The sequence below is a fragment of the Thalassobacillus cyri genome (assembly GCF_900107755.1).
Lineage (GTDB): Bacteria > Bacillota > Bacilli > Bacillales > Halobacillaceae > Thalassobacillus > Thalassobacillus cyri.
The window spans coordinates 42,023-68,389 of the sequence record NZ_FNQR01000012.1 but is presented as its reverse complement, the minus strand read 5'-3'; the positions used below and the strand labels follow the sequence as shown (position 1 = coordinate 68,389).

At 44.0% G+C, this 26,367-nt stretch carries 21 protein-coding genes and 1 pseudogene; 5 read left to right on the top strand and 17 right to left on the bottom strand.

What is annotated here, in order from left to right:
- Positions 1-50 precede the first annotated feature (50 nt).
- The 10 genes and pseudogenes from zupT to BLV00_RS14315 form a co-directional block, all read right to left on the bottom strand.
- The gene (gene zupT / locus BLV00_RS14365) at positions 51-860 is read right to left on the bottom strand and encodes a zinc transporter ZupT (RefSeq protein WP_093045662.1); all 810 of its coding nucleotides are present in this window, start codon (positions 858-860) and stop codon (positions 51-53) included.
- 163 nt (positions 861-1,023) lie between these two features.
- Positions 1,024-1,584, bottom strand: coding sequence for a GNAT family N-acetyltransferase (locus BLV00_RS14360; RefSeq protein ID WP_093045661.1), 561 nt, complete (start codon positions 1,582-1,584; stop codon positions 1,024-1,026).
- An 883-nt stretch (positions 1,585-2,467) separates the two neighbouring features.
- Positions 2,468-3,682, bottom strand: coding sequence for an EAL domain-containing protein (locus BLV00_RS14350; RefSeq protein ID WP_093045659.1), 1,215 nt, complete (start codon positions 3,680-3,682; stop codon positions 2,468-2,470).
- Between the two features lie 614 nt (positions 3,683-4,296).
- A complete protein-coding gene (locus BLV00_RS21715) occupies positions 4,297-4,461 on the bottom strand; it encodes a DUF4083 family protein (RefSeq protein ID WP_143030730.1) in 165 nt (54 codons plus the stop codon).
- Between the two features lie 188 nt (positions 4,462-4,649).
- On the bottom strand, positions 4,650-7,382 hold the full coding sequence (locus BLV00_RS14340) for a UPF0182 family membrane protein (RefSeq protein WP_342722792.1): 2,733 nt from the start codon (positions 7,380-7,382) through the stop codon (positions 4,650-4,652).
- Positions 7,383-7,751: 369 nt separating this feature from the next.
- Positions 7,752-8,888, bottom strand: coding sequence for a S1C family serine protease (locus tag BLV00_RS14335; protein ID WP_093045657.1), 1,137 nt, complete (start codon positions 8,886-8,888; stop codon positions 7,752-7,754).
- Between the two features lie 12 nt (positions 8,889-8,900).
- Positions 8,901-10,115 (bottom strand): FxLYD domain-containing protein, encoded by a 1,215-nt coding sequence (locus BLV00_RS14330; protein ID WP_093045656.1) that lies wholly within the window; start codon positions 10,113-10,115, stop codon positions 8,901-8,903.
- A gap of 244 nt (positions 10,116-10,359) precedes the next feature.
- Positions 10,360-11,465, bottom strand: a pseudogene (tnpB, locus tag BLV00_RS14325) (IS200/IS605 family element RNA-guided endonuclease TnpB).
- 469 nt (positions 11,466-11,934) lie between these two features.
- Entirely contained in the window at positions 11,935-12,801 is an 867-nt protein-coding gene (locus BLV00_RS14320) for a 5'-3' exonuclease (RefSeq protein WP_093045655.1), read from the bottom strand.
- A gap of 218 nt (positions 12,802-13,019) precedes the next feature.
- On the bottom strand, positions 13,020-14,171 hold the full coding sequence (locus BLV00_RS14315) for a dicarboxylate/amino acid:cation symporter (RefSeq protein WP_093045654.1): 1,152 nt from the start codon (positions 14,169-14,171) through the stop codon (positions 13,020-13,022).
- A 265-nt stretch (positions 14,172-14,436) separates the two neighbouring features.
- Between BLV00_RS14315 and BLV00_RS14310 the strand changes: the two genes are divergently transcribed.
- Positions 14,437-14,910, top strand: a complete 474-nt coding sequence (locus BLV00_RS14310; protein ID WP_093045653.1) for a 3D domain-containing protein — start codon at positions 14,437-14,439, stop codon at positions 14,908-14,910.
- Between the two features lie 166 nt (positions 14,911-15,076).
- Here the strand turns inward: BLV00_RS14310 and BLV00_RS14305 are convergent, their stop codons facing one another.
- Positions 15,077-15,331 carry a hypothetical protein gene (locus BLV00_RS14305; RefSeq protein ID WP_245728979.1) on the bottom strand — a complete coding sequence of 85 codons (255 nt, stop codon included), beginning with the start codon at positions 15,329-15,331 and terminating at the stop codon, positions 15,077-15,079.
- Between the two features lie 146 nt (positions 15,332-15,477).
- Complete coding sequence (locus BLV00_RS14300) at positions 15,478-16,872, bottom strand: YjiH family protein (RefSeq protein WP_093045651.1); 1,395 nt, start codon at positions 16,870-16,872, stop codon at positions 15,478-15,480.
- Positions 16,873-17,045: 173 nt separating this feature from the next.
- Between BLV00_RS14300 and BLV00_RS22170 the strand changes: the two genes are divergently transcribed.
- Complete coding sequence (locus BLV00_RS22170; protein WP_093045650.1) at positions 17,046-17,375, top strand: hypothetical protein; 330 nt, start codon at positions 17,046-17,048, stop codon at positions 17,373-17,375.
- Between the two features lie 183 nt (positions 17,376-17,558).
- A complete protein-coding gene (locus BLV00_RS14290) occupies positions 17,559-18,803 on the top strand; it encodes a YeeE/YedE family protein (protein ID WP_093045723.1) in 1,245 nt (414 codons plus the stop codon).
- A gap of 213 nt (positions 18,804-19,016) precedes the next feature.
- On the opposite strand, the gene BLV00_RS14285 is transcribed toward BLV00_RS14290, so the two are convergent.
- The 3 genes from BLV00_RS14285 to BLV00_RS14275 all read right to left on the bottom strand — a co-directional run bounded on the left by BLV00_RS14285 (position 19,017) and on the right by BLV00_RS14275 (position 21,061).
- On the bottom strand, positions 19,017-20,186 hold the full coding sequence (locus BLV00_RS14285) for an MFS transporter (protein WP_093045649.1): 1,170 nt from the start codon (positions 20,184-20,186) through the stop codon (positions 19,017-19,019).
- A 227-nt stretch (positions 20,187-20,413) separates the two neighbouring features.
- A complete protein-coding gene (locus BLV00_RS14280) occupies positions 20,414-20,812 on the bottom strand; it encodes a secondary thiamine-phosphate synthase enzyme YjbQ (RefSeq protein WP_093045648.1) in 399 nt (132 codons plus the stop codon).
- 57 nt (positions 20,813-20,869) lie between these two features.
- Positions 20,870-21,061 (bottom strand): hypothetical protein, encoded by a 192-nt coding sequence (locus BLV00_RS14275; RefSeq protein ID WP_143030729.1) that lies wholly within the window; start codon positions 21,059-21,061, stop codon positions 20,870-20,872.
- Positions 21,062-21,390: 329 nt separating this feature from the next.
- On the opposite strand from BLV00_RS14275, the gene desB reads away from it, so the two are divergent.
- Positions 21,391-22,449, top strand: coding sequence for a Delta(10) desaturase DesB (gene desB, locus BLV00_RS14270; RefSeq protein ID WP_093045646.1), 1,059 nt, complete (start codon positions 21,391-21,393; stop codon positions 22,447-22,449).
- 131 nt (positions 22,450-22,580) lie between these two features.
- On the opposite strand, the gene BLV00_RS14265 is transcribed toward desB, so the two are convergent.
- Positions 22,581-23,909, bottom strand: a complete 1,329-nt coding sequence (locus tag BLV00_RS14265) for a D-serine ammonia-lyase (RefSeq protein ID WP_093045645.1) — start codon at positions 23,907-23,909, stop codon at positions 22,581-22,583.
- A 12-nt stretch (positions 23,910-23,921) separates the two neighbouring features.
- Complete coding sequence (locus BLV00_RS14260) at positions 23,922-25,085, bottom strand: DEAD/DEAH box helicase (RefSeq protein WP_093045644.1); 1,164 nt, start codon at positions 25,083-25,085, stop codon at positions 23,922-23,924.
- A 130-nt stretch (positions 25,086-25,215) separates the two neighbouring features.
- On the opposite strand from BLV00_RS14260, the gene mnmH reads away from it, so the two are divergent.
- Positions 25,216-26,277 (top strand): tRNA 2-selenouridine(34) synthase MnmH, encoded by a 1,062-nt coding sequence (gene mnmH / locus BLV00_RS14255; RefSeq protein ID WP_093045643.1) that lies wholly within the window; start codon positions 25,216-25,218, stop codon positions 26,275-26,277.
- The last annotated feature ends 90 nt before the right edge of the window (positions 26,278-26,367 follow it).

Sequence of the window (26,367 nt, the reverse complement as noted above, 5' to 3'; positions counted from 1 at the left end):
GTCCAGGCATTAGAAAAGGACACCTCCTTTAAAGGGAAGTGTCCTTTCATCTAGATAAATAACAATAGACTGAGTGCCATGACCATCATTCCGCTTATGATACCGTATATCGATAGATGAGCTTCATCATATTTTTTCGAGGCAGGCAGCAATTCATCAAGCGAGATAAATACCATGATCCCTGCTACACCAGCAAAGATGATACCGAACATGATATCATTCAAAAACGGCATCAGTATTAAATAAGCTGCTAAAGCACCGACAGGCTCTGATAAACCGGAAAGAAAGGAGAGCTTGAATGCTTTTTTCCGATCCCCGGTGGCAAAGTAAATCGGTACAGAGACAGCGATACCCTCAGGAATGTTATGGATGGCAATAGCGACAGCAATGGCGATCCCAAGACTCGGATCCTGCATAGCGGATGTGAACGTAGCAATCCCTTCCGGAAAGTTATGGATAGCGATCGCTAACGCAGCAAATGTACCCATTTTTAACAATGCAGGATCCTTCACACCATTTTCCGGCTTCTCCATATCCTCTACTTTCTTGACCTCGTGAGGGTTTGACTTTTTAGGAATGAACTTATCTATCAAGGCAATGAACAGCATCCCGCCGAAGAATGAACCGACTGTTACCCAGTTCCCGCTTTCAACCCCCATCGCACTTACCAGTGAGTCTTTCGCTTTAAAGAAAATTTCGACCATCGAGACATAAATCATCACTCCTGCAGAGAAGCCGAGTGCAAAGGATAGAAAGCGGGTATTGGTGCTTTTCGTGAAAAATGCCAGCACACTACCGATGCCTGTGGCCAGACCGGCCATTAAAGTTAACCCGAATGCTAATAATAAATCTGAACCCAAGTTTCCAGTCTCCTTTCTACCTCGCTAAAGTAATCATACTGCACATTTTTACCAAGGGAAACTTTTTTTGTTTAAGTAATAATATATTCACCAACGAAAAACCCCCTTGCCACAATATTATGTAGCAAGGGGGCGGCATGTGCCTATTTTAACAATATAATTATTATCGGATTTTAGCATAAATACAAGTATTTCGCAGACCCTCTCCCGTGACAGATAAATCATCGTTTCGCAAAACACCTTCCAAATCAAAACCTAAGCGTTCCGGAATTGCCCTGCTCGCTTCATTTCCTGAATCGCAGCGGATCTCCACACGTCTTGCTTTCAATTTATCGAAAGCAAACGCAGCAATTCCTTCTACTGCCTCGGACATATAGCCTTTTCCAGCATACCTTGTATCGATCCAGTATCCGATTTCAAACTTCGGTATCTCCCAATTTATCCGATGAAGGCCAGAGGACCCGATGAATGTGCTGGACTCCTTTAAAAAGATATGCAAGCGCAAATCTTCGCGAGTCAGAAATTTGGCATGTGCTTCTCGTACATTCGCTTCTGTCTCTTCCAGGGTGCCTCTGTTTTGTGCAAAAGGCATCCATTCCTTCAGTTCTTCGTGAGAAGCTTCCTTCGCTTCATGAACCGCCTCTCCGTCTCCAGGCAGCGGCATACGCATTTGAAGCCGCTCTGTTTCAAACGCTGACGGAAAATCAATTAAGACCGGATCCATCCTGCATCACCACCCTCTGTATATTTGCTAAGATGACTGATAAGAAAGTTGAAAAATATCTTATCATAAGAATGGAAATATTTCACTATCTTTTAGAATAATTGCAATTTATTTTTTTGATTCGTGAATCTGATCATTACTTGAGATGCTTGCTGGTTTACAGTCTCTGTTAAACGTTATTGTTTTTCATAGAAGGCTATCCAACAATAGGGCCGAAAAGTCGAAGACTTGATTTCGAGATATTGAAGGAGATTAGGGTCGTTGGGGAAGGATTCGCTTTCCGCGGGGAAGACGGCAAGCCTCCTCGAGCTAAAGCTCTGCGGGGTCTTGCCAGTCTATCCTTTCCCGCAGGAGTCTCAACCTTCCCCCACGCCCCTTACCACATAAGATTATCGAAATCGCTCTTAAATTTACGTACCTTAATTTGTTAGGAGAATACTATTACAATGCCAGATTGATCCGTTCTTATTGCTTCAAAAGTATGTCATTCATAACAGAAGTTTCGAGATTCTTACAATTATATGGTGGCTGGAAAAACGGTGAGACTCCTCGAAAATGCTATGCATTTTCTTCGTGCGGTGTTTATTCAAGGAGGAAATTCAAAGTCCTGTGGGATGAACCTGATTGGTGAGATCCCGCAGGGCTTTAGCCCGAGGAAGCTCACCGTACTCCCATGGAAAGCGAGTGATTTCCCGGACATCCAGAGATTCTCAACCGTACCGGAAACAGTTTCTCTCGAAACTGAATCTTCAATAAAAGGGAGCTTCAACTGTAAAAGGAACAATGAGATTTAACAGAGCTTATACAAAAAAGCCGGAAGCCGGCTTTCCTTAAGGATATCTACAACTGCATATATTAGAGATAAACGTTCATTGTTTAATTCTCAAATCATTAGACACTCATGTTCATAAATGAAGGAATATCGAAGATCAATGAACAAAAAATGCTGTTCGGTCAAAGGGAAACTGAACGTACGGATGGTTTCTTTCGTCTCGATATCGGAATAGAGCTCGGATAGTATTCCTTTGTGCCATGTTTTCATCAGCATCACATTCTCCAGAAAGTATGGACGGAATGCCCAGTTGGATCCTTTCTTCTGTGATTCGACCACCCATTTATCGCCTCTTTTTCTGAAGTTGGCTGAGACTTGCTGGCCATCGCTGTTACAAATGAATGTACGAAAACTCTCTTCATTGAATTGGTCCGTGATCCATTCGATAAATCCATTTACCTTTTTTGGGCCATCCCATTTCGGTAACACTTTTTTCACCTTGTCTTCCCACTGGAGAATCAATGATAACCGTTGCTCGATCAAGGACTTTTCCCTAGTGATATACTTGTAAACTTTTTCAGATATATTTGAAGCCAAAGCGCTTTTAGCCAGGAAGCTGGAATCCGGTTCTGCTAAATAGCTGCCCTGATAAAAACGCCCCCCGTGCTTCCAGGCGAATTGGAGCTGAAAGTCATCCTCGATGTGCTCAAACAATAATGCAGCGCCAATACGACGGGCTAACATGGACAGGGAATAAATAATATCTTGAAAGCTATCAGCATTTGCCTGGCGAATGATCGTCGTATCAATCTTTAAGAAATGAGGTTCCAGCTGCCGTATCCGATCAATATTCGAGCTTTTAGCTCCGACATGATCGACAGCAATTTGGATGCCGTAGGTTTTATAGTAGAGAAGCAGATGACTCAGCGCTTCAAAATCTTCGTCAAAATCGTGCTCGGTCACTTCAATGACAATCCGGTCCATCGTAAATCCTTTACTTTTGTATAATTGCAGTGTCTCAAGGAGATCTTCCCCATTGTTCACCATCAATTGTTTCGCATTTCGATTGATAAACAAGTAACCTTGTATGTCCGAATGGATCATCTCTGTCAAAGCAAGCTGCAACAAATGCTGTTCCACTTCTGCTTTGAATTCTTCAGGAACATCCGGGTCCTGAAAAAAATCATCCAGGCTGATCCAATTCTCCCCATCAAAACAACGGCCAATCAATTCATAACCAATTACCGTATATCTGACAGCACTGAAGACCGGCTGGTAAACAGGCTTTATTTTGCTTAAATCACTGATAATATCTAATGGATCCACAACGCCCCCTCCTTTCTTTCATCCTACCATAATAGGGAGATATGATTGACGGAAAGTTCAATTTTATTCTCTCTCACCCTAGTTATGTTAGCGTTAACAAATTGTTCATAATTACTGGTTTCACTCATCTGATATGGTGGTATAATAAAAGTGTAAACAAGATAACAACAAAACAAGCAGCTAGACAACTTAGGTGGCTCAACCATCGCGAGTTCGTTTCCAAAACGAACAGAGACGCCGGACCAAACAAGGGATAGCACTTCCTGTGCAAGGTGAAAAACAGCCCTGAAATTTGACCGGGCAGTCGGGTCTGCTGACACGATAGCTGTACGGCAGATAGAGTAAATGGTTTTGAGCTTTAAGTAGATTTAAAAAATTGGACTTAACCAAGAGGTAGAAGGAAACGAATTCATCAAAAATTATCCTTCTGCATAAGCTTTCAAATGTGGAATCACGGATGATTCTAATATGGTTGGGTCACCTAAGTTGTTTACCACTTTTCCTAACACATGATGTGTTAGGTTTTTTATATTTTAAGAAATTGAAATATAAAAAACGCTTAGGCTTTCGCCATAAGAACCTGGCGATAAGCCTAGTTTCTTTTGGATTGAAATCTAACCAGCATCATTTCTATCTTTAAGCAGTTCATCTAACTTTTCTTCTATTCTTTCTAAACGCTTATTCCTTTTTGTAAAAGTACGGATAAAAACTGAAATCCCTATAATGATCAGAATTAATATCATGAAAAATAACAATTGGGCTATCATATCTCCTACCATCAGTCCGCCTTCAGCTAATAAATATATAAAATGCTCCTTTCAGCTTTATCTACTATTCTTTCTCTTACTGCCGATAAGTTGTTAACATTCATTTGAAAACGGTATGACGTTGCCCCTTTCCTTTTCAACCTACATTTATATACCAAAAGCCCGAATAAAATTAAATTCGGGCTTTTGATCCTGAAATATTATTGCGCTTCTCTTAATCGCGCTTCAATTTCTTCCATGATGGTGCCAGCTTCTTCCCAGTTACCGTTCGAAAGGGCCTGCTGATACTGGTTAAATAAGTCTGATACTTCTTTCAGAATCTCTTCTGACTGGAGGAGTTCTTCAGCGTTTTCTCCATCCTGTCCGGCTTCATCTTCCTCTTCACCTTCTTCTACTTCAGGGTCGACTAATACCAACATTTTTTCCAGCGCTTTATCAAATGTAGGTTCCATCACTATATGGTCACCATAGGCAAGAATGATCTGCTTCACTTCTGGCAAGGATGTTTCATTCGAGGATTCAATATAGATAGGCTCTGCGTACAATACCGTATCTTCAAATGGAATCGCCAGCAGATTGCCACGAATTACTTCTGAACCACCTTGTGACCAAAGATTAAGCTGTTGAGATATATTACTGTCCTGATTGATCCTGTTTTCAATTTGCTGTGGTCCATAGATATTCCTTTGTTTAGGGAATCGGTAGACGATAGTTTCACCATAGTTCTCGCCGTCGTTCCGGACACCCATCCACGCAATCATATTCTGCCGGTTCCTTGGTGTGTATGGCATCATTAAGACAAATTCCTCTGTGTCATTCTCCGGAAGCTTCATGGTAATGTAATAAGGTTCCATTTGAATATCTTCATTGAAATATTTCTCTGTCGGAAACTCCCACTTATCTTCCCTATTGTAAAAGACCTCAAGATTTGTCATATGGTAAGTTCCATATATGGATGCCTGGACCTTGAATAGATCCACCGGGTAGCGGAAATGGGACTGGACATCTGCTGGTATCTCCTCGGTGAACATATCCGGGAACATTTTCTGATAGGTCTGCAGTAATGGATCTTCCTGGTTCACAGCATAAAAGTCTACTTCTCCGGTGTAAGCATCAACTGCGACTTTCACCGAATTCCGGATATAATTTATTTCTCCGTTAAACGGCTCTGAGTATGGATAACGCTCTGCGGTCAAATAAGCATCGATCAGCCAGGATAGACTTCCGTCTTCCCGCACAAAAATATATGGATCTTCATCGTATTGAAGGAAAGGCGCGATTCTCTCCACACGGTCCATAATATTACGGGTATCCAGCAGTTGACTCTCTTCGTTCAATTGGTTCGATACAAACATTCGGAAAGAACCTGCATCCAGGCTGAAAATCAACCGGTTTAAGCCTGATAAGGGAATACCGCTGTCAGCTTCATAGCGTGTCGATTTATTTTCATCCCCTGACGGATAATCAAATTCATCGATACCGCTGTTTACAATGACATTTTGATAGTTTTCCTCACCGAAATAAATTTGAGGACGGGTAATATCGATAACACCCTGGGAGGGAACATTTTTAAGCATATATTCCGGCTGTCCCTGGGAAGTGATTTTGTTGACATCACTCATCGCAACACCATAGCCATGAGTATAGCGCAGGTTTTCATTGACCCAGGTCTTTGCCTGGGACGGGAGATCTGTGGTATTCAGTTCCCTGGCACCTAAGAAAACCTGCTGGTACGTGTCATCAATGACATAGCGATCGACATCGATATCATTGAACTGGTAATAGGTCCGGAAAGTCTGGAGCTGATTATAGATATCAAGTATCGGCCGTGCATCGTTGATACGAACATTATTGATCGTCAGCTGATTATTTTCGACCATCGACTCATCCAGTGACTGATTACCCGGGTGTTCCCGTTCTTCAATTGTATCCAAATCATACGCTGCACGTGTGTATTCCAGGTTTTTCTCCAAGTACGGGCTTTCTTTAGAGAACTCATTTGGTGATACCACATAGTTCTGCACGATGACTGAGGCACCTTGCGCAATGATTACGAGTGCGACATAAGCGACCACCGGAAGCAGCATCGAATGTAAACGCCCACGGATCATGGCGATAATCATCCAGACAGCACCCAGGACTGCCACGCCAGCTAATACATAAGAAGCCGGGTTGTTGATCAACTTATCCGTATAACTCAACCCATGCACCACACTGGTCTGGAAAATGTTCACCTGGTTAGTCAATAGGGTGGCATAAGGTTCCAGCACATGTACCGCCGCCAGCAGCAAACCAATGACACCAAGCGTTACTCCCATGTGAAGCTGTGCAAATCGACTTTCCCTGTACATCGAAAATACGGAATAAAATCCGAGTTCAATCAGCAGTAAAAAGACACCTAATCCCAATAAAGTATTGAGTGCGAAATTGATAAATGGCAGTACGAACATATAAAAAGAGATGTCCATATCGAAATGAGGATCACTGATGCCGAAAGAACTATGGTTCAGAAACTTAAGCCATAATTCCCAGCCAATCCCTTGTACAATGCTGCTTCCAAACAACCCAACTAATGCAGAGATCCCTATAAGTATCAGCCGCGACCATTTCTTGTTCAGAAGGATGGCAGGAAGACGTTCCCGATCAAAAAAGCTGATATACGTCCTTCTCACCGAAGCCAGTGTCACATACATCAATAAAAAGAAGATGAGGAAGCCAGTGACCCCAAGCATGATTTTACTCGTAAATATCGTCATATAAACTGATTGAAAACCAAGTGAATCCATCCAAATATAATCCGTGATCCAGTTCAACGTAAGTGCCAGCAAAACAGCCAGCACCACAAACACACCGAAAATCCTGCCCAATAAAGACCCGAATTTTTTCAGTTTTTGTTTCTGTCTTGTTGGCATATTAATTGTTCGATTATCCAATTTTCTCCCCCTTAGTTTTGCTCTATGTAATCCTCTCTGTGAAACAATAAGGTTTTACAGTTATTTGTTTATACGGATGAAACAACGATTTCGTTTCATCTGTTAACGATTTCCTTGCAAAATGTTGAGAAATAACAGGTTTACTATAGCTTTTTGCATCGGGGCAAAGCTCACCGTCTTCCCCACTCCAAACGAGTTGTTACCCTTTCCCGTTTCTCCCTATAAAAATCCAATACTAATCTATATGGGCTTTTTTACATATTTACTAAGGATACTCCTCTCTTTATTTTACTCTAAACCCCATCCAATGAACACACGATTTCCTTGACCAAAGAAAAAACCGGCAGCTATTACTCTGCCGGGAACTGATTAAGAAGAAATTTCTTCTCCTTTTCCTGCTAATATTTTTAATTGATCGTTCTCCAAACCTACCGTGTAGATCAGCTTATATTTTTTCAACTTCACTTCGCCGCCTACCGTTTCTTCTACTGTAATAAAGGCAGTGACCTCGACATTTTTACCTGCTTGCTTCGGTATCAAGTCATCGATTGTTACCGATAACGTATTAGAATAACCTTTACGGAAATTTTCATAGGAATTGTTCCCTTGCCAGCTGCTTCCAATCAAGGAATAGGCAGTGACGAAATCACCTTGATTTATACTTTCATAAAAGTACTCGACAATATAAGTAGCCTGATCGATCGGTGTGACATTATAGCCTTCCCCTGGCCCACCGACTGTATCCTGGATTTCCGGCAGGCTTTCCATTGGGTTTTCCGACCATCTTTCCACCAGATTAATGATGTCTGGGATTGGAATACTGAAACCGATCGCTTCTTTATCTAATTTAGCCGAGTTGATCCCGATCACTTTTCCGGTTTCTGCATCGACTAACGGACCTCCGCTGTTACCTGGCTGGATCGGCGCTGAAATTTGATACAAGCCGCGATATTCAAATGGGGCGATATCAAATTCCCGGTCAAGTCCTGTAATTTCACCGGTCATTACCGTATTCTGTAAGCCAAGGGGGCTTCCCAAAGCCAGAACTTTATCCAGCATACCAGCTTTTTTATCCCGCTCGAGCGGTAATGGTTCGGAATCTTCAAGCGCAGGCACACGTACGACAGCAACATCCGTGGTGGTGCTGATACCAATGACCTCCCCTGACACTTCTTTGGAATCCCCGGTAGTGATTGTGACTTGTTTCGCATTAGCCACCACGTGGGCATTCGTGAGGATATCCCCTTTGTCGTTATACAGGAAACCGGACCCCTGCTCCCCATCACTTTTTGTAATCTGTACGACGCGCTCTTGCGTCGCATCTATAATTTCTTCTTGCTCTCTTGTAACCGGCTCTTCCACAGACTGGTCATTACCAGTCTGCACCAATGCGGAGGCTTCTGTAAGCTTCGTCGGCATTATGTCCTGGATGTAAAAAACTCCCGAGACGCCCGCAATGGCAATAATTACAGAAAGTATGATGCTGATCAGCCATCTACGATTCATGCTGCGTCCCTCCTACTCGACATACCATTCGATATTTTTAACTTTCACATCGACTTCTTCATTGATTTCAAAAAATTGTTTTTCAAATTTACCTGTATCCCCCGGGTTTAAGTACATCGGGTAAACGGTGACTGTATTTTCTTCCGTCTCGATTGGTTTTCCCTCTTTATCGAGGATTTCTAACTCCACGGTTACGGAACTGATGATTTTAGTCGCAACACTTTTCACTTCCCCGGTGACGGTAAGATCACCAAGGTCATCCAGTTTTGCATTCACGTTCTGCACTTCAATAGCTGCAGTCTGGTTCTTCAAATCTTCCTGTGCGGCCTGCTCTGCCGCGCGCTCAATCCGTTCTCTCTGTGCCTGGACAAATGCGCCTTGCTCTTGCCGGATCCGCTTTTTCAATTTCAGCAATTTATCATTATTTACCGCAAATTGCAAGGCATGGTCGACAGCCGCTACCGCTTTATTGAACTCTTTGCCAGCAATATGGTTTTCCGCATCATTGGAAGCAATGGTAACGATCTTTTCCATAATTTTCGCCTTCACTTTTGTCGCTTCCTCTAAGTTATATCGGGATAAGGTGGACAGTTTGGCTGCCAATTGATCCACTGTCGTTAGCTCAGCCAGTTCACTGTTAATACGCTTAATTTTGATTTGAGAATCCATCGTATCCAGTTTTGGCAGGAATTCAGGGACCAGCTTGCTCTCGCTGGCCTTCACATCTTCCCGAAGGGCAGCGATATGGTCTGTCGCTTTACCCAGCTGGTCACTCTGGATCTCTTCTTCAATTTGCTGCATTTCTTCTTGGAAGTTGTCCGCCTCTTCGATGAAGGCCAGGTCTCTTTCCAATACAGCAAAATCTTCCCTTTTATCCATCGCTTTTTCCAGCATGGATGCTGCTTCACCATACTTTCCTTCTAAGGCAGAAGCCTCCGCATCCCTTTTTAACTTAAGCACTTCTTCGTTTACATTCTTTTCATGGGCATAGGTGTAGCCGACACCCCCGGCAGTCAGTAATAATACGATGACTGGAAGCAAAATCATCTTCCAGTTTTTGTTCCCTTTCGGCTGCCTGTGGTCGATACGGGAAGAAGGCTCTTCTGCTACTGTAGCTGATATTTCGTCATTATGTAGACTGTTTTCTTCATCAAGCCTTGTGCCGCAATTGGGACAAAAACGAGAGCCCTCGTTCACTTCTTTCTGACAGCCTGGACACTTCTTCATGGGCTCACTCCCTTTTACTATAATTATAATCTGCTAGATTTAAATGGGAAATAAATGGAACAAAAACATACTTTTTCAATTATAGCATGTTTCGGCAAATTTTCGGATATAAATGGTAGATTTTCGGTTTTGAACTACCCCCACTTAATTTCTCCGAAATTTGAAGTGGGGGATTCCTGGGTTGACCGTCCTGTTGGACAGTAATCGACACAGGCTATCCCCGTCGTCCCGACGGTTGGTGCGCTTACGCACTTTTAGATTTTGTCAAGAGTCGTTCCGCCTCTTTTTTTATATTACAAGCAGCGTTGATATCCCGATCGTGATTAGTATGACAATTAGGACATATCCATGCCCGAACGGTATCATCTTTGACGCTCTTTTCCTTGTGGCCACAGACAGAACACAACTGTGTAGACGGGAATAATTTTCCAATCTAAACAATGGTGGATCCATACCATTCTGCTTTGTACTTAATCATTGTTGTGAACTCGCTCCATGATGCATCGGATATGGACTTGGCTCGATCCGGGCTTTTCAGCATTTTGGCCACACTTAAACTTTCTATGCCGATGACATCGAATTGGTCCACTAGTTGGCGAGATAATTTATGCTGAAAATCCCGGCGGGCATTAACGATCTTTTCGTGGATGCGAACCACTTTATTTTTTGTTTGTGCCAATTCGAAGAACCAATGGTTCTTCGGGACATGGTACGCTGCGCGTGTTGTAATTTTTGCTCATACTTCTTTAGATGACGAGGGTTCTTGATTTTCGAACCCTCGTTCGTGATGAGGAAATCTGTTAATCCGAGATCCAAACCGACAGTTTCGTTAGTATTGTTACGGTTATAGTTGTGTTCCACGACAGCTAGAATAGATACAAAATACTTACCCGCCGCATTTTTGCGCACGGTGACACGCTTAATTGTTCCTTTAACTTCGCGGCTTTTGGCATAACGGATCCAGCCTACCTTCGGTAGCTTGATTTTATTGTCTTCCAGCTGAATGTTTCCGTTGACTGCTTTTGTTGTATAACTCTTCACCAGGTTTTTCTTAGACTTAAAGCGCGGGAATTTCGTTTGTTTGCGATAGAACCTTATGAATGCGTCGTCTAAGTTTTCGATGGCTGCTTGGAGGGCGATGCTATCAACAGCTTTCAGCCACGTAAAAGCTTTTTTGAGTTTACCTATTTCTTTGATTGCTGGAGTCTTACGGAACTTAGTACCTGCTGTTTTTGTTTCATAGAGTGCCCGGTTGTACAGGAAGCGTGAACAACCGAAGGTTTGTTCGAAAAGTTGTGTTTGCGTTTGATTTGGGTAGATACGAAACTTATAAGCTTTCTTCACTTCCATTCGGTTGCTCACTCCTTTATAGGCATTTTGATACCTATATTATACAGCATCTGTTAAAATATTACGAACGCGAGTTCTTATCTATGGTATCGCCCGAAGTGAAAACCCGGCATTCATCCCCCACCTAAACGCTCCGCGTTTTGAGGTGGGGGTCTTCTGCCAATAAATGATAAAAAACAGATTCGTCAGCCTGATTACAAAAAGGGAGGCAGGAAACAACTCGCTTTCCGCGGACGTACGGTCAAGCCACAACATTGCGCTGTGGGGTTCTCGACTCGTATATACTTCCGCAGGAGTCTCGCCGTTTCCTGCCTCCCTATACTTTAAAAATGGTTAACGAAGCCAATTGACTCAAGCTGTTCTCTCTTTAAATAGTATAAATTATATATCCTGGCATATATAGCGATTCGTTTACTGGATCCCTACTGCGATATTTTGCAACAGAGCGTATGCTAAATATACTAGTTTATTAAGAAAGTAAAGAATCGAGACGCTTAAACTCCAGTTCATTGAACTTTTCCATCATCCGTTCCTGATTGATTTCAAAAATGGCATCATCGAGCGAACAATTGACATCGACTTCGCAGTGAATCGCTGCTAATTTGCGTGACAGGTGGAGCATATCGAGTTCATTTTCAATTTTCGTACGCTGTCCTTTCGTCAGGTTCGGCAGGTTGTCCAAAATCCCTTCGATTGTTTCATATTCGGTGAGCAGCTTCAGGGCAGTCTTTTCACCAATCCCTTTAACACCTGGATAGTTATCACTGCTATCTCCCATCAATGCTTTCAGGTCAATCATCTGCATCGGTGTGATGCCTTTTTCTTCTATAAAATTATCATGCTGATACTCAGCATAATTGCCATATCCTTTTTTCAACAAGGATACGGTGACATTGTCCTGAAGCAGCTGAAGTATATCCTGGTCACCAGTCAAAATAATAACCTCGGAATGCTCGCTGTATTCATTGCTCAGTGTTCCAATACAGTCGTCCGCTTCGTAGCCGGCAAGCCCGACATTCGGAATATCCAGGGCTTCCACCACTTCCTTGACTAAATCAAACTGTGGAATCAATTCGACAGGTGGTTCTCCCCGGTTCGCTTTATATTGAGGAAAAATTTCATTCCGGAAAGTAGTGCTGCCCATGTCCCAGCAGCATACCACATGGCTGGGTCCATAGTTTTTCGTTGCCATAAACAAGTGTTTGACGAATCCATACACGGCATTCGTCGGTACGCCTTTACTGTTAATCATATAATAGTTGCTCATTGCAGTGGCATAAAAAGCGCGGAACAATAGCGCCATACCATCAACAAGCAGGATCTTGTTCTGATTCAATGGGACTCCCCCTCAGTTTTAAAAACGTGATTATCTTTTACTAGTATACTAGTCGGCATTCGTTAAGGAAAGACCGATCCATTAGAAAAACTTGGCTATAGCCAAGTCATCATGGTGAAAGCCTAAGTGGTTCTTATACTTAAGCCTTTAACTAAGTTTAACTTTCTTAAAAGATAGAAAACACGCTGGCTAATGATACCAGCGTGTTTCATCGATTTTTATTTTGTAAAACGGTTGGCGATCATCGTCAGCGCGCCATCGCCGGTTACGTTTGTTGCCGTACCGAAGCTATCCTGGGCTAAATAGAGTGCAATCATCAGCGAAGTCATCGCAGGACCGAAGCCAAGCATCGATTCCAGGAGGCCAAGTGCCGCCATAACCGCGCCACCTGGAACGCCAGGCGCAGCAATCATCGTAACACCAAGCATCAAAATGAATGGAGTGATGGCACTGAATCCTGCAGCGTGCCCTTGCATGTACATCACGGCCATGGCACAGCTAGTAATCGTAATGGTGCTTCCAGCAAGATGGACATTCGCCAGTAATGGAATGCTGAAGTCGGCCACTCGTTCACGGGCCCCGACTTTTTTCACTCGCTTCAGAGTAACCGGAATGGTAGCTGCCGAGGACTGGGTCCCAAGCGCTGTAAAATAAGCAGGCAGCATCGTGCGCAACATGCGGATCGGGTTCATTTTATGCAAGGAGCCTGCAAGTGTATACACAACTGCCAGGTAGACCAAATGAAGCAGGATAATCATGATAAATACTTTCCAGAAAACGTTCAAAATGGTCTGCACCTGACCGGCATAGGTCATATTGGCAAATATCCCGAATATGTGAAAAGGCAATAACGGGATGATGACTTTTTCTATCACCATTTGGATGATCGAACGAAATTCATCCATGACCTGCAATAGGGCATCGCCTTTCAAACGTGAAATACCAAGCCCGATAATAAAAGCTAAAATCAGAGCCCCCATGACACCGATCACGGGAGGCATATCGACGGTAAAAGAAGCTTCTACCAGCGCTTCTTCCGGATTTTCCAATTGAGCAGCATTTTGCCCTTGTAGCATGAACGGGTAGAGCGTCCCAGCAACAAAGAATGCCAGTAAACCGGCAGCAACCGTTGAGCTGTACGCCAAACCCGTCGTCAATCCGAGTAATTTGCCTGCCCCCCGTCCCATGGAACCAATTCCCGGGGCGATGAATCCCAAGATGATCAGTGGGATGACAAAACTCAGAAAGTTTCCGAATAGACCGGTAAATGTAGCGAATAATTCTACCAGCCATTCCGTAGCAACGGACCCGATTAAGATCCCTAAAATAATAGCGATGATGATTCGTGCGAGTAAAGGTACTTTTTTCATGGTGTTTCTCCCCTTCCGATGTACGTCTGCAATGTATGGTTGTATGTTCAAGAAAGAATCATACCCTCTACTTTATTACAAAGCAACCCATTAGAAAAGGGAAAAAACTTGTTAATTTATGTTTATTTCACCGGTGTGTTGTCGGTAACCGCTTACACATCTATTGTCACATTTCTGCAACCAAACTGTATTGTCCCTGTAGTTTAATAGTCACAACTATACTGCTACAATATGGAAAGTAGTCACATCGAAGGGGGCAATAAGCATGAATCATTTGAGAAATATTGTCGTCGTCCTTATTCTATTATCTGGAATCACATTAACAAACGAAATTCATTCTAATGCAGAAACGACAAATGAAAAACAAGTCGCACTGACCGATAAATCTGATCAATTGAAGCGTTTTGAAATGAACAGCAAGCCGGTACAAACCTCCCAGGATCCTCAAGGGAAAAAAGTTACCGTTGAGGCTACAGCATACACCGCATCCTGTGAAGGCTGTACAGGCATCACCTATACGGGCATCGATTTAAAAGCGAATCCGGGTAAGAGAGTAATCGCCGTCGATCCTGACGTCATTCCGATTGGTTCAAAAGTCCATGTACCTGGATATGGGACAGCCATTGCCGGAGACATCGGAGGCGAAATCCAGGGCAACCGGATCGACCTGTTCATGGCTGATTTAACAGAAGCAAAAGCATTCGGCCGTGAGAGCATGGAAGTGACCATATTAAATTAGCGGCGGTAAATACAAAAGCGGAAGCGCCTCGTCCTATGGCGACATCGGCACTAGCACGTCCTATGCGTCGGAGCTGGATGCAGCCCATTGCAAAAAGTTATAAAATTTTATAATTTCGCAGTTATTAGAAAGGCGTCCAGCTTAATCAGCTGGACGCCTTTTTTTATCAATCTTCATCTTTATTCAAGAAGTCTTCTTCCCGTTCCAAATCACCGACGAAGAATGTTTCCACGCGGTCCGTACGAATGACTAGATCATCATCCAATGACCACCATAATCCTCTTTCCAATTGCTTTATAATGAATTCACATGCTTCACGAGTCGTATGAGGTTCACTCAATTCTACTTCTTGTGTCACAGTTCTTCCACTATTCATCAGGAAATTGAACTGCCATACTTGTTTACTTTCTTCTTCTGCCAATGTCTTCATCCTTTCTTTTTTCGTGTGTCGATTATTTTAGTATAGTCGATTCCCAGCCGCAAACGATTCGGCCTATTTTTTTGCAAAATTAGCACATATTGCTTATATTTCAGGTCTTTCCCACCTGTTAGAATGACCCACCATCACTAAAATATGAAGTGTGCGAAAATGACAATGATCGGCAGCGTGACAACGGTACGCTGTAAGAAGATCATGAACATTTCGCCAATGCTTAACGGGATTTTCGACTTCAATATCAATACCCCGATTTCCGACATATAAATCAACTGGGTAATCGATATGCCTGCAATCACAAATCGTGTCAATTCACTCTCGATCCCACTGCCGATCACTGCCGGAAGGAACATATCTGCAAAACCGACGATTAGAGCGGGAGCAGCTTCATTCGCTTCAGGAATCTGCATCCATTCCAGAACCGGAACGAGTGGATAGGACAACCACACGAATACCGGTGTGAACTCAGCTAATACCAGGGCAAGCGTGCCCAGTCCCATCACGACCGGAATCAAACCGAGCCAAATATCCAGTACGTTCGCAAAACCACGATAGATGACATTCTTATAAGAAGGGACTTTTTCTGCCTGTTCCATCGCTTTATCGAGACCAGACTGGAAGCTTGATTTACCTGTTGGTACATATTCTTCGATCTGCTTACCAGCCACTTCATCATATTCGTCTTTCTTCCTGGACAATGGCGGAATCCGTGGCACAATCACAGCTGCTGCAAATACCGCTAAGGTGACAACTAAGTAAAACGGAACAAAATATTGCTCTAAACCGATGAATGTAATGACGACAAGGCTGAAAGCGATTGAAGCGATCGAGAAGTTTGTTGCAATCACCGATGCTTCCCTCTTCGTGTAATACCCCTGTTCAAACTGCTGTGTCGTGATCAATACGCCTACTGGTCCCGCTCCCATCCATGAGGCAGTCGCGTCAATCGCAGAACGGCCAGGCAGCTTGAATACCGGCTGCATCACTTTTCTTAGGAGCGTACCAATGAAGTCCATCAAACCAAAGGACATCAGGAACGGCATCAACAGTGCTGCGAATAAAAACCATGTTGTCAATACCGGGACCAGGGAGTATAAGACGGTTCCGCCTGTAATATCAGACCAAATGAACTCCGGTCCTACCTGCATCATCGTCATGACAGCGAAGACTGCCCCTATGATTCTTACCCCTGTCCAAAAAATTGAAACATCAAATAGATTCTTAAGTAATAGACGCTTATCCAACCATGCCGGCTGTGCCATTTTCACAGCCAAAGCTCCTAATGCTGATATCGACACTAGGATAGTCATGAACAGAGGTATCTGATCTGCGAAATAACTTTGTACCGATTCAGCCAGGATACCGACCCCGATGGTCACTTTCCCTTGAAAAGGAATCGGTACTAAAAATAATAAAATCCCAATGAACGATGGGATAAAAAATTTACCGAAACTGGTCCATGAAAATGCTGATGCTTCTTTTGTCTGATCGATTTCCTGATAGCTCGTCTGCTTCTTCACTTCCATTCCTACGTCCCCCTGAAAAATAAGTTAGTTATAAATATACATAATATAATATATTTATGCAATGGCTTTTCTGTCTATTTTAAAAATTGAACTTGTAAAACAGTCTTTCTTATTTACCAACGAGTCTTATTCAACAATAGGGACGTATAATGGAAGACTCAGTTTCAAGGTAAATGGGGTTCTTTATCAAAAAAGAGTCAGGGGTGGCTTGGAAACTACCCCATCCGAAGGGAAAGACGGCATACCCATGTTTCCGTTTATCTCACCAAAGCAAGGAGGTCAGGAAAATTGCGAGACTCCTCGAAAATGCTACGCATTTTCTTCGTGCGGTGTTAATTCCAGATGCTTTTTCAAAGTCCTATGGGATTAAAGTACATGGTGAGATTCCGCAGGGCTTTAGCCCGAGGAAGCTCACCGTACTCCCATGGAAAGCGAGTGATTTCCCAGACCTCCAAATGCTCACCACCATAACGGAAAAAGTTTCTCTCGAAACTGAGTCTTAATGTAAAGCGAGCTTAATTGTATTATCAAAACAGAAATTTTACGGAGTCTAAACTTTATTTCCGATTAAATTAATGGGTTTACAAATCATTGGAATCGTCTTATCATATATGAAAGTTAAAGCACATTATATTTATCGGAATTAGGAGGTATTAGTTATGACTCAAACAACTGCAGAACGACAAATGGAACAACCTTCCATTTCCGCTCGAGCAAAGCAGGCAACGACCGTTGTCTTCCCATTAAATCCTGTGCAAAAACCCGCATTGTTCACCGGGTTGATCATATCTATCATTCTACTATCGGTAACAGTAGCTGTTGCCGGATGGACACAAGGAGTACTTTTCATCATTGGAATCGGACTGGGACTGGCACTGTTGCACGCCCGGTTTGGATTCACCTCGGCATTCCGGAGACTGCTGTCTGTCGGTAATGTGCAGGGTCTGCAGGCCCATATGGTGATGCTTGCTGTTGCCACGACGTTATTTGCAATCATTTTTGCTACCAACTTCAGTTTTACTGGAACCGATCCTGTCGGTTATGTTTCGCCGGTAGGGATCAGCGTCGTAGTCGGCTCCTTCCTGTTTGGAATCGGCATGCAAATGGGTTCTGGCTGTGCATCTGGTACCTTGTATAGTGTCGGTGGAGGAAAATCTTCCATGTTATTGACATTGCTTGGGTTTATTGCAGGCTCTGTAATCGGCGCATTTCACTTTGTATTCTGGACAGAACAGACACCATCCCTGCCAGCGATTTCTTTAGCGGAATCTACCGGTCTCGGATATTTAGGCGGATGGGTACTACAGATGGTGATTTTCCTGGGAATCTACGGATTGACTGTAAAGTATGCACGTAAGAAAAACCCGCCCCACATGAAGCCGTTAGCAACAACAACGGGTTGGAAAAAACTATGGCGCGGGGCATGGCCGCTGCTTGTTGCAGCTGTGGTGCTGGCGGTTTTGAACGCCCTGACCTTAACTATACGTGGTAATCCTTGGGGGATTACATCCGCCTTTGCTTTATGGGGATCCAAATTTCTGATGTTGTTCGGAGTTGACGTATCAGGTTGGGGCTATTGGCAAGGTAATACTGAGGCATTGCAAACAACCGTGCTTGCCGACTCTACCAGCGTCATGAACTTCGGCATCCTCCTGGGAGCCTTTATGGCAGCAGCTGCTCAAGGCAACTTCAAGCCTGGAAAAATCAAACCAGGCATTGCTGGTGCTTCTATCCTTGGCGGACTGATGATGGGATATGGAGCTCGTCTGGCATTCGGGTGCAATATTGGTGCTTATTTCGGAGGAATCGCCTCCTTCAGTCTGCACGGCTGGGTGTGGATGATCATGGCATTGGCAGGAAGCTACCTTGCCCTGTTCATTCGTCCAATTTTCGGCCTGAAAAATCCTAACCCAAAAGACTCCATGTGTTAAATTAAGAAAAGCGCAAACGCCCTGAAAGACACGACACGCATAAGTAAAACGTCTGGTGGAAGGTGTACTTCCCTTCCACCAGACGGGTTGCTTATGTCGCGAGTGTCTGGGCGTTGAAGCTAGCCAATAAAGCGCAAACGCCTTGCATAAAAACACCATGTCCACAAAAAAAGGTGCGAATCCAAAACGGATTCGCACCTTTTTTTATCTATATCAGACTTTCTGCTTGGATTTCTCCTTGTTCATAAACAAGGTCATAATGAACATCAGTGACAAGAAACCGATGATCAAACTGAAGCCGCCGGCTTGACCGAATGCTTCAGATACTGCACCTACAAGCAATGCTGCCAAACCGCCGCCGATCCCGGATGCGACGTAAATTAAACCGAGTGCGGTACCAGGATTTTTAGAGATGGACGTCCCGAATGCCGTACCTGTTGGGAACAGCGTCGAGAAGAATAGCCCGGCACCAGCAAACAGGTATGGTAACTGTTCCGCAAACATAAAGCTTACCCCGATCATCAAGGCAGAGCCAAGGGAGAAAGTGATTAAAATCAAGCGTTCATTTATATGATTCGCAAGGTAAGCCACTCCCAGTCGTCCTGCCATAAAGAATACCGAGAACAACGTCAGAATGGTAGCCACCATATCTTCCTTGGCGGACGTTGATAAGCCACCGAGGTCGAGACTCTTCAAATAAGTCGGAAAGAAGTTCATGAATGAAACTTCCGCTGAGACTTCAAGCATAAGGAATACCATCAAGAACACCATCTGGGCGTCCTTCAACATTGGGATGAAAGCCTTCAAATTGATTTTTTCGACTTTTCCTTCCGGGAAATTGACAGAAGTTATATAGATGATCACACCGATATGCAAGGCTGCTATGGCGATGTAGAACACCCTCCAGTCTGCGAACTGGAACAACCAATTGAGAATTTGCGGGAACAATACCATCCCAAGACCATAAATACCCATGGCCAGGTTGAACATCTGGTTTTGTTTTTTCGGATAAGCTGCAGGAACAATTGCGTTACCAGCAACACCAAGTGCACCAAGACCGAAACCTACCAGCATGTAGAATCCTAAGAAGAACATAATATTAGGTGCAAGTCCTGTTCCAAGGAAACCAGACCCCATAAGGACTGCAGCGATAATCATCATGATCCGGAGTCCGTTTTTATCCGTCAGGTAACCGAAGATTAAACTTGCTAATGTAAAACCTAACTGGAAGATGAATACGACAAAGCCGAATTCGCTCATATCCAGTCCGATGTCTTTTTCCACCTGGTCCAATACAATTCCTTTTGTATTAGTGACACCACCAGAAATAAATTGCGTGAATAATAGTATCATTAACGCGTGAATACTTTTTCCTTTTGACATTGTGAGTAACCTCCATCGTTTGTTAAGTGTTGTCTGATAGTCCGTCCATTCCACGTGTTTTATTCTGTAAAACGTGTCTGATTATTTTGTCTTTGAATGGAGGTTACGTCGACTTTCATTTGCGGGGTACTCCTCTTTACTTTTATCCCAATATACCCTTGTGATTATTGCTTATTCCCTAACTTGTCATAAAAAAGAACTATGACCAAGGCTGGTCATAGTCCCTTTTACGTGATGATTTTTACTAGAAACTTCCTGCGGCGAGGCCCGTCGAATTCACAGAAATACACGCCTTGCCAGGTTCCCAGTTCTAATTTACCTCCACTGAGGATCAGTGTCTGCGCATGTCCTACCGTACTCGTTTTCAAATGAGATGCCGTATTCCCTTCCGCGTGCCTATCTTCCGGATGATCCCATGGATACAGTTCATCGAGCCTCATCAGCATATCCGTTTTCACATCTGGATCGGCATTTTCATTAACGGTAATTCCCGCAGTCGTGTGTAAGGATGAGATGACTATCATTCCTTCATCTACTTCATTTTCCCTGATAAAAGCTTCGATTTCATTGGTAACATCAATCATTTGGTCTCTTCGATCCGTTTTTAGTTCAAATTGCTTTTTCACGATTTATCACCTCTGTTCTCATCCTATACTAATAAAAACAGGGGATTCAAACATCTTCTACAACGGGATCCCATACTTTACAGATAAATGTTTGCGAAAAGCCTTTACATCTTGTTGCAGCTGGCGAATATCATTCAACGTAACTGCTTTCTCCAGCCGAGCCTTAATGCTCCAGTACACAGCCAATTCTTCATCAGTCAACCGGATGCTTTTATGAGGGAAGTGGACGAGCTCGCCCATTTCAATCACTCCTCTTCTCCTCTTGAATAGGGTTTTACTAGTGAGTTTATGATGGGACAATCAGGATATGTTCGTATCCTTTTTAAATCCTAAGTTCCTTAGCGGATTCCATGATCTGCCGGGAGAGCAGCATCATTTAACAAAGCCTGAAAAAGTAAATAGTCTCTAACGTTAACTATTCTGTATGTAGGTATTAATATCCTTTATCTGGTATGAAATATGACTTTATACCAAATATTAATACCAGGTAGTAAATGTTATTGACTGTGAGAATAGGTATTGGTACGATGAATTACAATATGAAGAGAAAACTTGCCTTCCATGAAAGGAGATTGGAAATGAAAGAGCTTCATTCCTTCAGTTGGTATGCAAAACAAATAAAACCACACTTGCCTAAGGATGTGTTTAAACCTGTCCCCTCCCGACTGTTCGGAGGTTTAGCTTATTTACTAATAACGATTGCCGGGTTTTTGACGATCGGCCTGATGAACCTGCATCCGGTGATCAACCTGGCAATATCGTTGGTGATAGGCTTCAGCTTTGCCGGACTTGGCTTTCTGGGACATGAAATCCTTCATGGCACTGTGGTACGGAAGCCGTGGCTACGCGACCTGCTTGGGGCGATCGCCTTTTTCCCCTTGAGTACAGGACCGAAGCTCTGGAGAAAATGGCATAACATGACCCACCATGTCCATACTCAGCACGAAGAAAAGGATCCAGATGCCTGGCCGACCTTGGAGAAAATAAAAAGAATGAAGATGTTCCGGTGGGTGTATCGCCTGCCATTGAAGGTCCGGTCCACGTTCGCGTTTATCTCACTGGCCTTTCAGTTCTCGATGCATTCGACGAAAATGTTCATCACTTATGTGAAAGACTTCAAACCGAAGAAGCAGCCAGAGGTTTGGCTGCAGGCGGTTTTACCGTGGATTACCTGGATCGGTCTGTTATTTGTCATGGGCTTCACGAAATGGCTTTTCGCGTTTTTTATCCCATTGTTGATTGCTAACCTGATTGTGATGGGCTATATTTCTACGAATCATCGACTTAACCCGATTACACCCATCAATGATCCATTAGCGAACAGTCTGACGGTAACCGTTCCGAAATGGGTGGACGTGCTGCATTTCAATTTCTCTTATCACACCGAACACCATCTGTTCCCGGGGATGAATCCGAAACATTACCCGCTCGTTAAGGAACAAATCAAGAGATTCTGGCCGGAGCGTTATCATGAAATGCCGCTCAGCCAGGCGTTGATCGCTTTATGGAAAACGCCGCGTGTCTATTATAAAGATAATAAACTCGCTGATCCGAAGTATGGTAAGTTATATCGATCGCTCGGAAGCGGCCTTGACCCAAAAAATATCAAGTTCCGGAGATTGCGTCTGAGAAAATAAAATGAGCCAGTTTGCACAGGCTCTCAGCTTGTAGAGAAACCCCACGGTTTTTCTGCAAGCTTATTTTATGTCCCCCTGCATTTCGATATCACAAAAAGGAAAGAGGCTATCCCTCAAAGTCTTTTGCAGACTTATCGGACAGCCTCTTTTCCTTTTGAAAGCATTGTTTCTCGATCATGTTTTGGAACGAGACTGCCGCCGGTCGACCAGACAAGGTGGGTGGCGTTGTCGCTATCTATGTCAAGCGTTTTTCCGATCGTTTCCGACCACCGGGCAGGTCCATACATGCCCGCAAGTGCAGATGGTTCAAGAAATAGTCTCTCGCTGCGATGGAGCTGGTAAAGCAGTTTGTATAGTTCCCTATCCTCGACGGTATAGATGCCGGCAATCAGTTTATCAATGATTGGCGCCACATATCCGGACGGGCGGCCGACAGCGAGGCCGTCCGCTTCCGTGATATTATCAATGCCAAAATCCTGCACAGCCACCTTGTCATGCAGGCCGGTCATCAAGCCAAGCAGCATCGAAGGGGCATGCGTCGGTTCGGCAAAAATGCAATGGACCGCTTCACCGTAGATTTGTTTCAATCCATATGCGACACCACCTGGACCGCCACCGACCCCGCACGGGAGATAAACGATCAATGGGTGAGCCTCATTTACGGCCACTCCTGCTGCCTCCAGCTGTTGCTTGACTTCTTTCGCTGCCACCGTATATCCAAGAAAAAGATTTTTTGAATCTTCATCATCTACAAAATAGCAGCGCTGATCCTGCAGGCACATTTCCCTTCCTCTTTTCACAGCCACGCTGAAATCGGCCGGATGCTCGATAACGGTGACGCCATAGCTCCGAAGCAGATCTTTTTTCCACTTTTTCGCGTCCTGTGACATATGGACGGTCACCTGAAAACCAATTTTGGCACTGATAATACCGATGCTCAAGCCAAGATTACCCGTCGAACCGACAGCAATCGAATAATCGGCAAAAAAGCTACGATACTGCACATCGTCAAGCTTGCTGTAATCATCGGAGCGGGACAGCAGGCCATGATCGATCGCCATCGTTTCAGCATAATGTAAAATCTCATAAAAACCGCCGCGCGCTTTGATAGAACCAGCAACCGGCAGGTCATGATCGCATTTCAGCCACAAGTCGCCTTTTATGGTTTGGGGGAAGGAAGCTTCCAACTCCGCTTTCATGTTAGGTATTTTTTTCAGTGGGGACACGATTCCTTCCTCAGCCAGATCTGCTTCTGGAAATGTTTTTTTCAAAAAAGGGAGAAACCGAAGGAACAAAGCAGCTGCCTCATCAAGCTCGGCCTGCGTAATCGGCTGCTCCTTACTTTTCGGCTGATAAGCAGGATTTTGCCAGTATACTTCGCTGGTATCCATGATATCTGTTAACAGCGGGTGAGCCTCTTGCCATTCAGAAACTGTTTTTCCGGCTATATGCTCTTTCATATACTTACCTCCTTAATACTGAGCTGCATCTACCAACTCGCCTTTATACATTTTCTTTTCGACAATATCCAGATCTACTTCTTTACTGATTCTCTCCAGTTTCTTGATGTCGTCCCTGGTGATGAGGGAAATCACGGTACCGTCTTCGGTAGATCCAAGTCTGCCAGTCCGTCCGGCACGATGGATATATTGACCTGTTTCATTTGGAAGGTCATAATTGATGACATACCTTAGTGAAGCGATATCGAGTCCTCTGGCCGCGACATCGGTCGCAAGCAAGAGTGCCAGTTTTCCTTCGCGAAATGCCTTCAATGTTTTGACCCTGTCTTCTTTTTTTGAATCCCCGTGGATTACTCCGACAGAAAGGCCTTTAAAACGAAGTTTTTCTGCCAGTACCTCCAGGTTTCCGATATCCCGCACAAACACGAGTCCCTTAAACGCGTCAATAACAGTCAACCGTTTAAGTGTATCGACTTTTTTTCGTGCATCCGTAATCAAATAACCGTGCTCCACCGCGGGCTTTTCATTTTCGGTGCCGACACGGATAACTTCTGGATCATTCATCAACCGCTTCGCTTCCAGCTCACTTGCTTCTGGCAAAGTCGCTGAAAACAATAACAGCTGTCGCTCAGCTAACGTACTTTTGATGATATCTTCCATCGTAGCTTTGTGCTCCGGTGCTAACAATTGGTCGCCCTCGTCGAGTACGATCGTTTTTACTTCATGCATTTTCAGTTTTTTCTTCTTGATCAGTTCATGGACGCGTCCCGGTGTACCGATGATGACGCGTGGATGTTTTTTCAATTTATCCAGCTGCCTTTTCATGTTGGCTCCACCGATCAACGTCGCGCTTGAAATCCCGCTTCCTGCATTCCATGTCTGCATTTCTTCATGGATCTGCATGACAAGTTCACGGGAGGAAGCCAGAATGACGACCTGTGTATCTTTCTTATCCGGATCGATTTTTTGCAGGATAGGAAAAAGATAAGCGAGTGTCTTACCACTTCCTGTCGGTGCTTCTGCCAGTACGTCCTTTCCCTCCATAATAGGCGGAATCGCCTGTTTTTGAATCTCGGTAGGTTTACGGAACGCTGAATTTTCCCATGCTTGTTGTAGAAACGGCGGTAATTTTTCTAATACAGGCCAGTAGCTGGCCGAATTTTCATGATTGGTCATTGCTTGATTTCCTTTCCTTGGACAGATATTTTCTTCTTCCTATTCTAACCCAACTGAGCCCTAAAGGAAAAATTACAGCCAGGCATGTTATACTGAACATATACATAAAGGTATAAAGCAGGTGAGATACATGAAACGAGTGACCATAGCAGAAGCACTGGAAATGGATTGTCCAGTAGTTGACGTCCGCACGCCTAAAGAATTTGAGGAATTCCATATTCCCGGCGCAATCAGCATGCCGATATTTTCGAATGAAGAACGTGTAAGAGTCGGTACTACGTATAAACAGGTCGGTAAGGAAGAAGCGAAGGAACTTGGCATTTCTCTCGTTTCGCCAAAACTGCCTGAATTTTATAAGCGTGCCAAAGAAATAAGCAACGGCAGACCGATCATCATTTATTGCTGGCGCGGCGGCATGCGAAGCAGGACGCTGGCCACGGTATTTGAAGTGATGGGGCTGAAAAGCTATCAACTGGAAGGAGGTATCCGCTCTTTCCGGAAAAAAGTAGTGGCAGACCTTGATGCCATTGCCAGCTTACAACGTACTTTCATCGTGTTAGAAGGCTTGACAGGTACCAAAAAAACGGAGATTTTAGAGCAGCTTCAGGAGAAAAACTATCCTGTCCTGGATCTCGAAGGATTAGCAGCCCATCGCGGCTCGGTGTTCGGACGAGTGGATTTGCCCGATCGCAGCCAGAAGGATTTTGACATGCGCTTATGGGAACGGATCCAGGAAATCGGCGAGACGGATTATTATATCATCGAATCCGAAAGCAAACGGCTTGGCAATATCGAAATCCCTAAATTCATCATCGATGGAAAACAGGCAGGACCGCGTATCCACGTGCATACTTCCATCCCTGTCCGTATCGATACGATCCTTGCCACCTATCAGCCGGAACAGAATCATGAAGCGATTGAAAAGGCGTGGGAAGTGATTCGTAAACGCATTGCCGCTGAAGCACGGGAGATTATTGATGAGGCTCTGACAGCACAGGACTACCGGACTGTCACCGAACAGCTGCTTATCCATTACTATGATCCAAAGTATAAGCATGCATCCAAGGATAATGATGGCACGATCCGCGATGTCTTTTTTGAAACGTTGGAGGAAGCCGTCGAGCTCGTACAAGGCCATGTCGATTATCTGGCAGAAGAACTTTCTTCCGGCGATCCAGTGTTTCCTAGGTGAACCCATTTCGCAAGTCCAGGCTGGAGAACTCGGGCTAATCGTTTTAGTACCATTTACTAGACAAGCTGGACGAATACGAGACAATGTAGA

What these genes read in the sequence shown, in the direction of transcription:
- BLV00_RS14290 (WP_093045723.1), top strand. Translation starts at nt 17,559, where the DNA reads ATGGAACAACCTTCCATTTCCGCTCGAGCAAAGCAGGCAACGACCGTT.
- BLV00_RS14335 (WP_093045657.1), bottom strand. Translation starts at nt 8,888, where the DNA reads ATGAATCGTAGATGGCTGATCAGCATCATACTTTCTGTAATTATTGCC.
- BLV00_RS14330 (WP_093045656.1), bottom strand. Translation starts at nt 10,115, where the DNA reads ATGAAGAAGTGTCCAGGCTGTCAGAAAGAAGTGAACGAGGGCTCTCGT.
- BLV00_RS14360 (WP_093045661.1), bottom strand. Translation starts at nt 1,584, where the DNA reads ATGGATCCGGTCTTAATTGATTTTCCGTCAGCGTTTGAAACAGAGCGG.
- BLV00_RS14260 (WP_093045644.1), bottom strand. Translation starts at nt 25,085, where the DNA reads ATGACCAATCATGAAAATTCGGCCAGCTACTGGCCTGTATTAGAAAAA.
- BLV00_RS14265 (WP_093045645.1), bottom strand. Translation starts at nt 23,909, where the DNA reads ATGAAAGAGCATATAGCCGGAAAAACAGTTTCTGAATGGCAAGAGGCT.
- BLV00_RS14310 (WP_093045653.1), top strand. Translation starts at nt 14,437, where the DNA reads ATGAATCATTTGAGAAATATTGTCGTCGTCCTTATTCTATTATCTGGA.
- BLV00_RS21715 (WP_143030730.1), bottom strand. Translation starts at nt 4,461, where the DNA reads ATGGTAGGAGATATGATAGCCCAATTGTTATTTTTCATGATATTAATT.
- BLV00_RS22170 (WP_093045650.1), top strand. Translation starts at nt 17,046, where the DNA reads ATGGGGTTCTTTATCAAAAAAGAGTCAGGGGTGGCTTGGAAACTACCC.
- BLV00_RS14315 (WP_093045654.1), bottom strand. Translation starts at nt 14,171, where the DNA reads ATGAAAAAAGTACCTTTACTCGCACGAATCATCATCGCTATTATTTTA.
- BLV00_RS14285 (WP_093045649.1), bottom strand. Translation starts at nt 20,186, where the DNA reads ATGTCAAAAGGAAAAAGTATTCACGCGTTAATGATACTATTATTCACG.
- BLV00_RS14300 (WP_093045651.1), bottom strand. Translation starts at nt 16,872, where the DNA reads ATGGAAGTGAAGAAGCAGACGAGCTATCAGGAAATCGATCAGACAAAA.
- mnmH (WP_093045643.1), top strand. Translation starts at nt 25,216, where the DNA reads ATGAAACGAGTGACCATAGCAGAAGCACTGGAAATGGATTGTCCAGTA.
- desB (WP_093045646.1), top strand. Translation starts at nt 21,391, where the DNA reads ATGAAAGAGCTTCATTCCTTCAGTTGGTATGCAAAACAAATAAAACCA.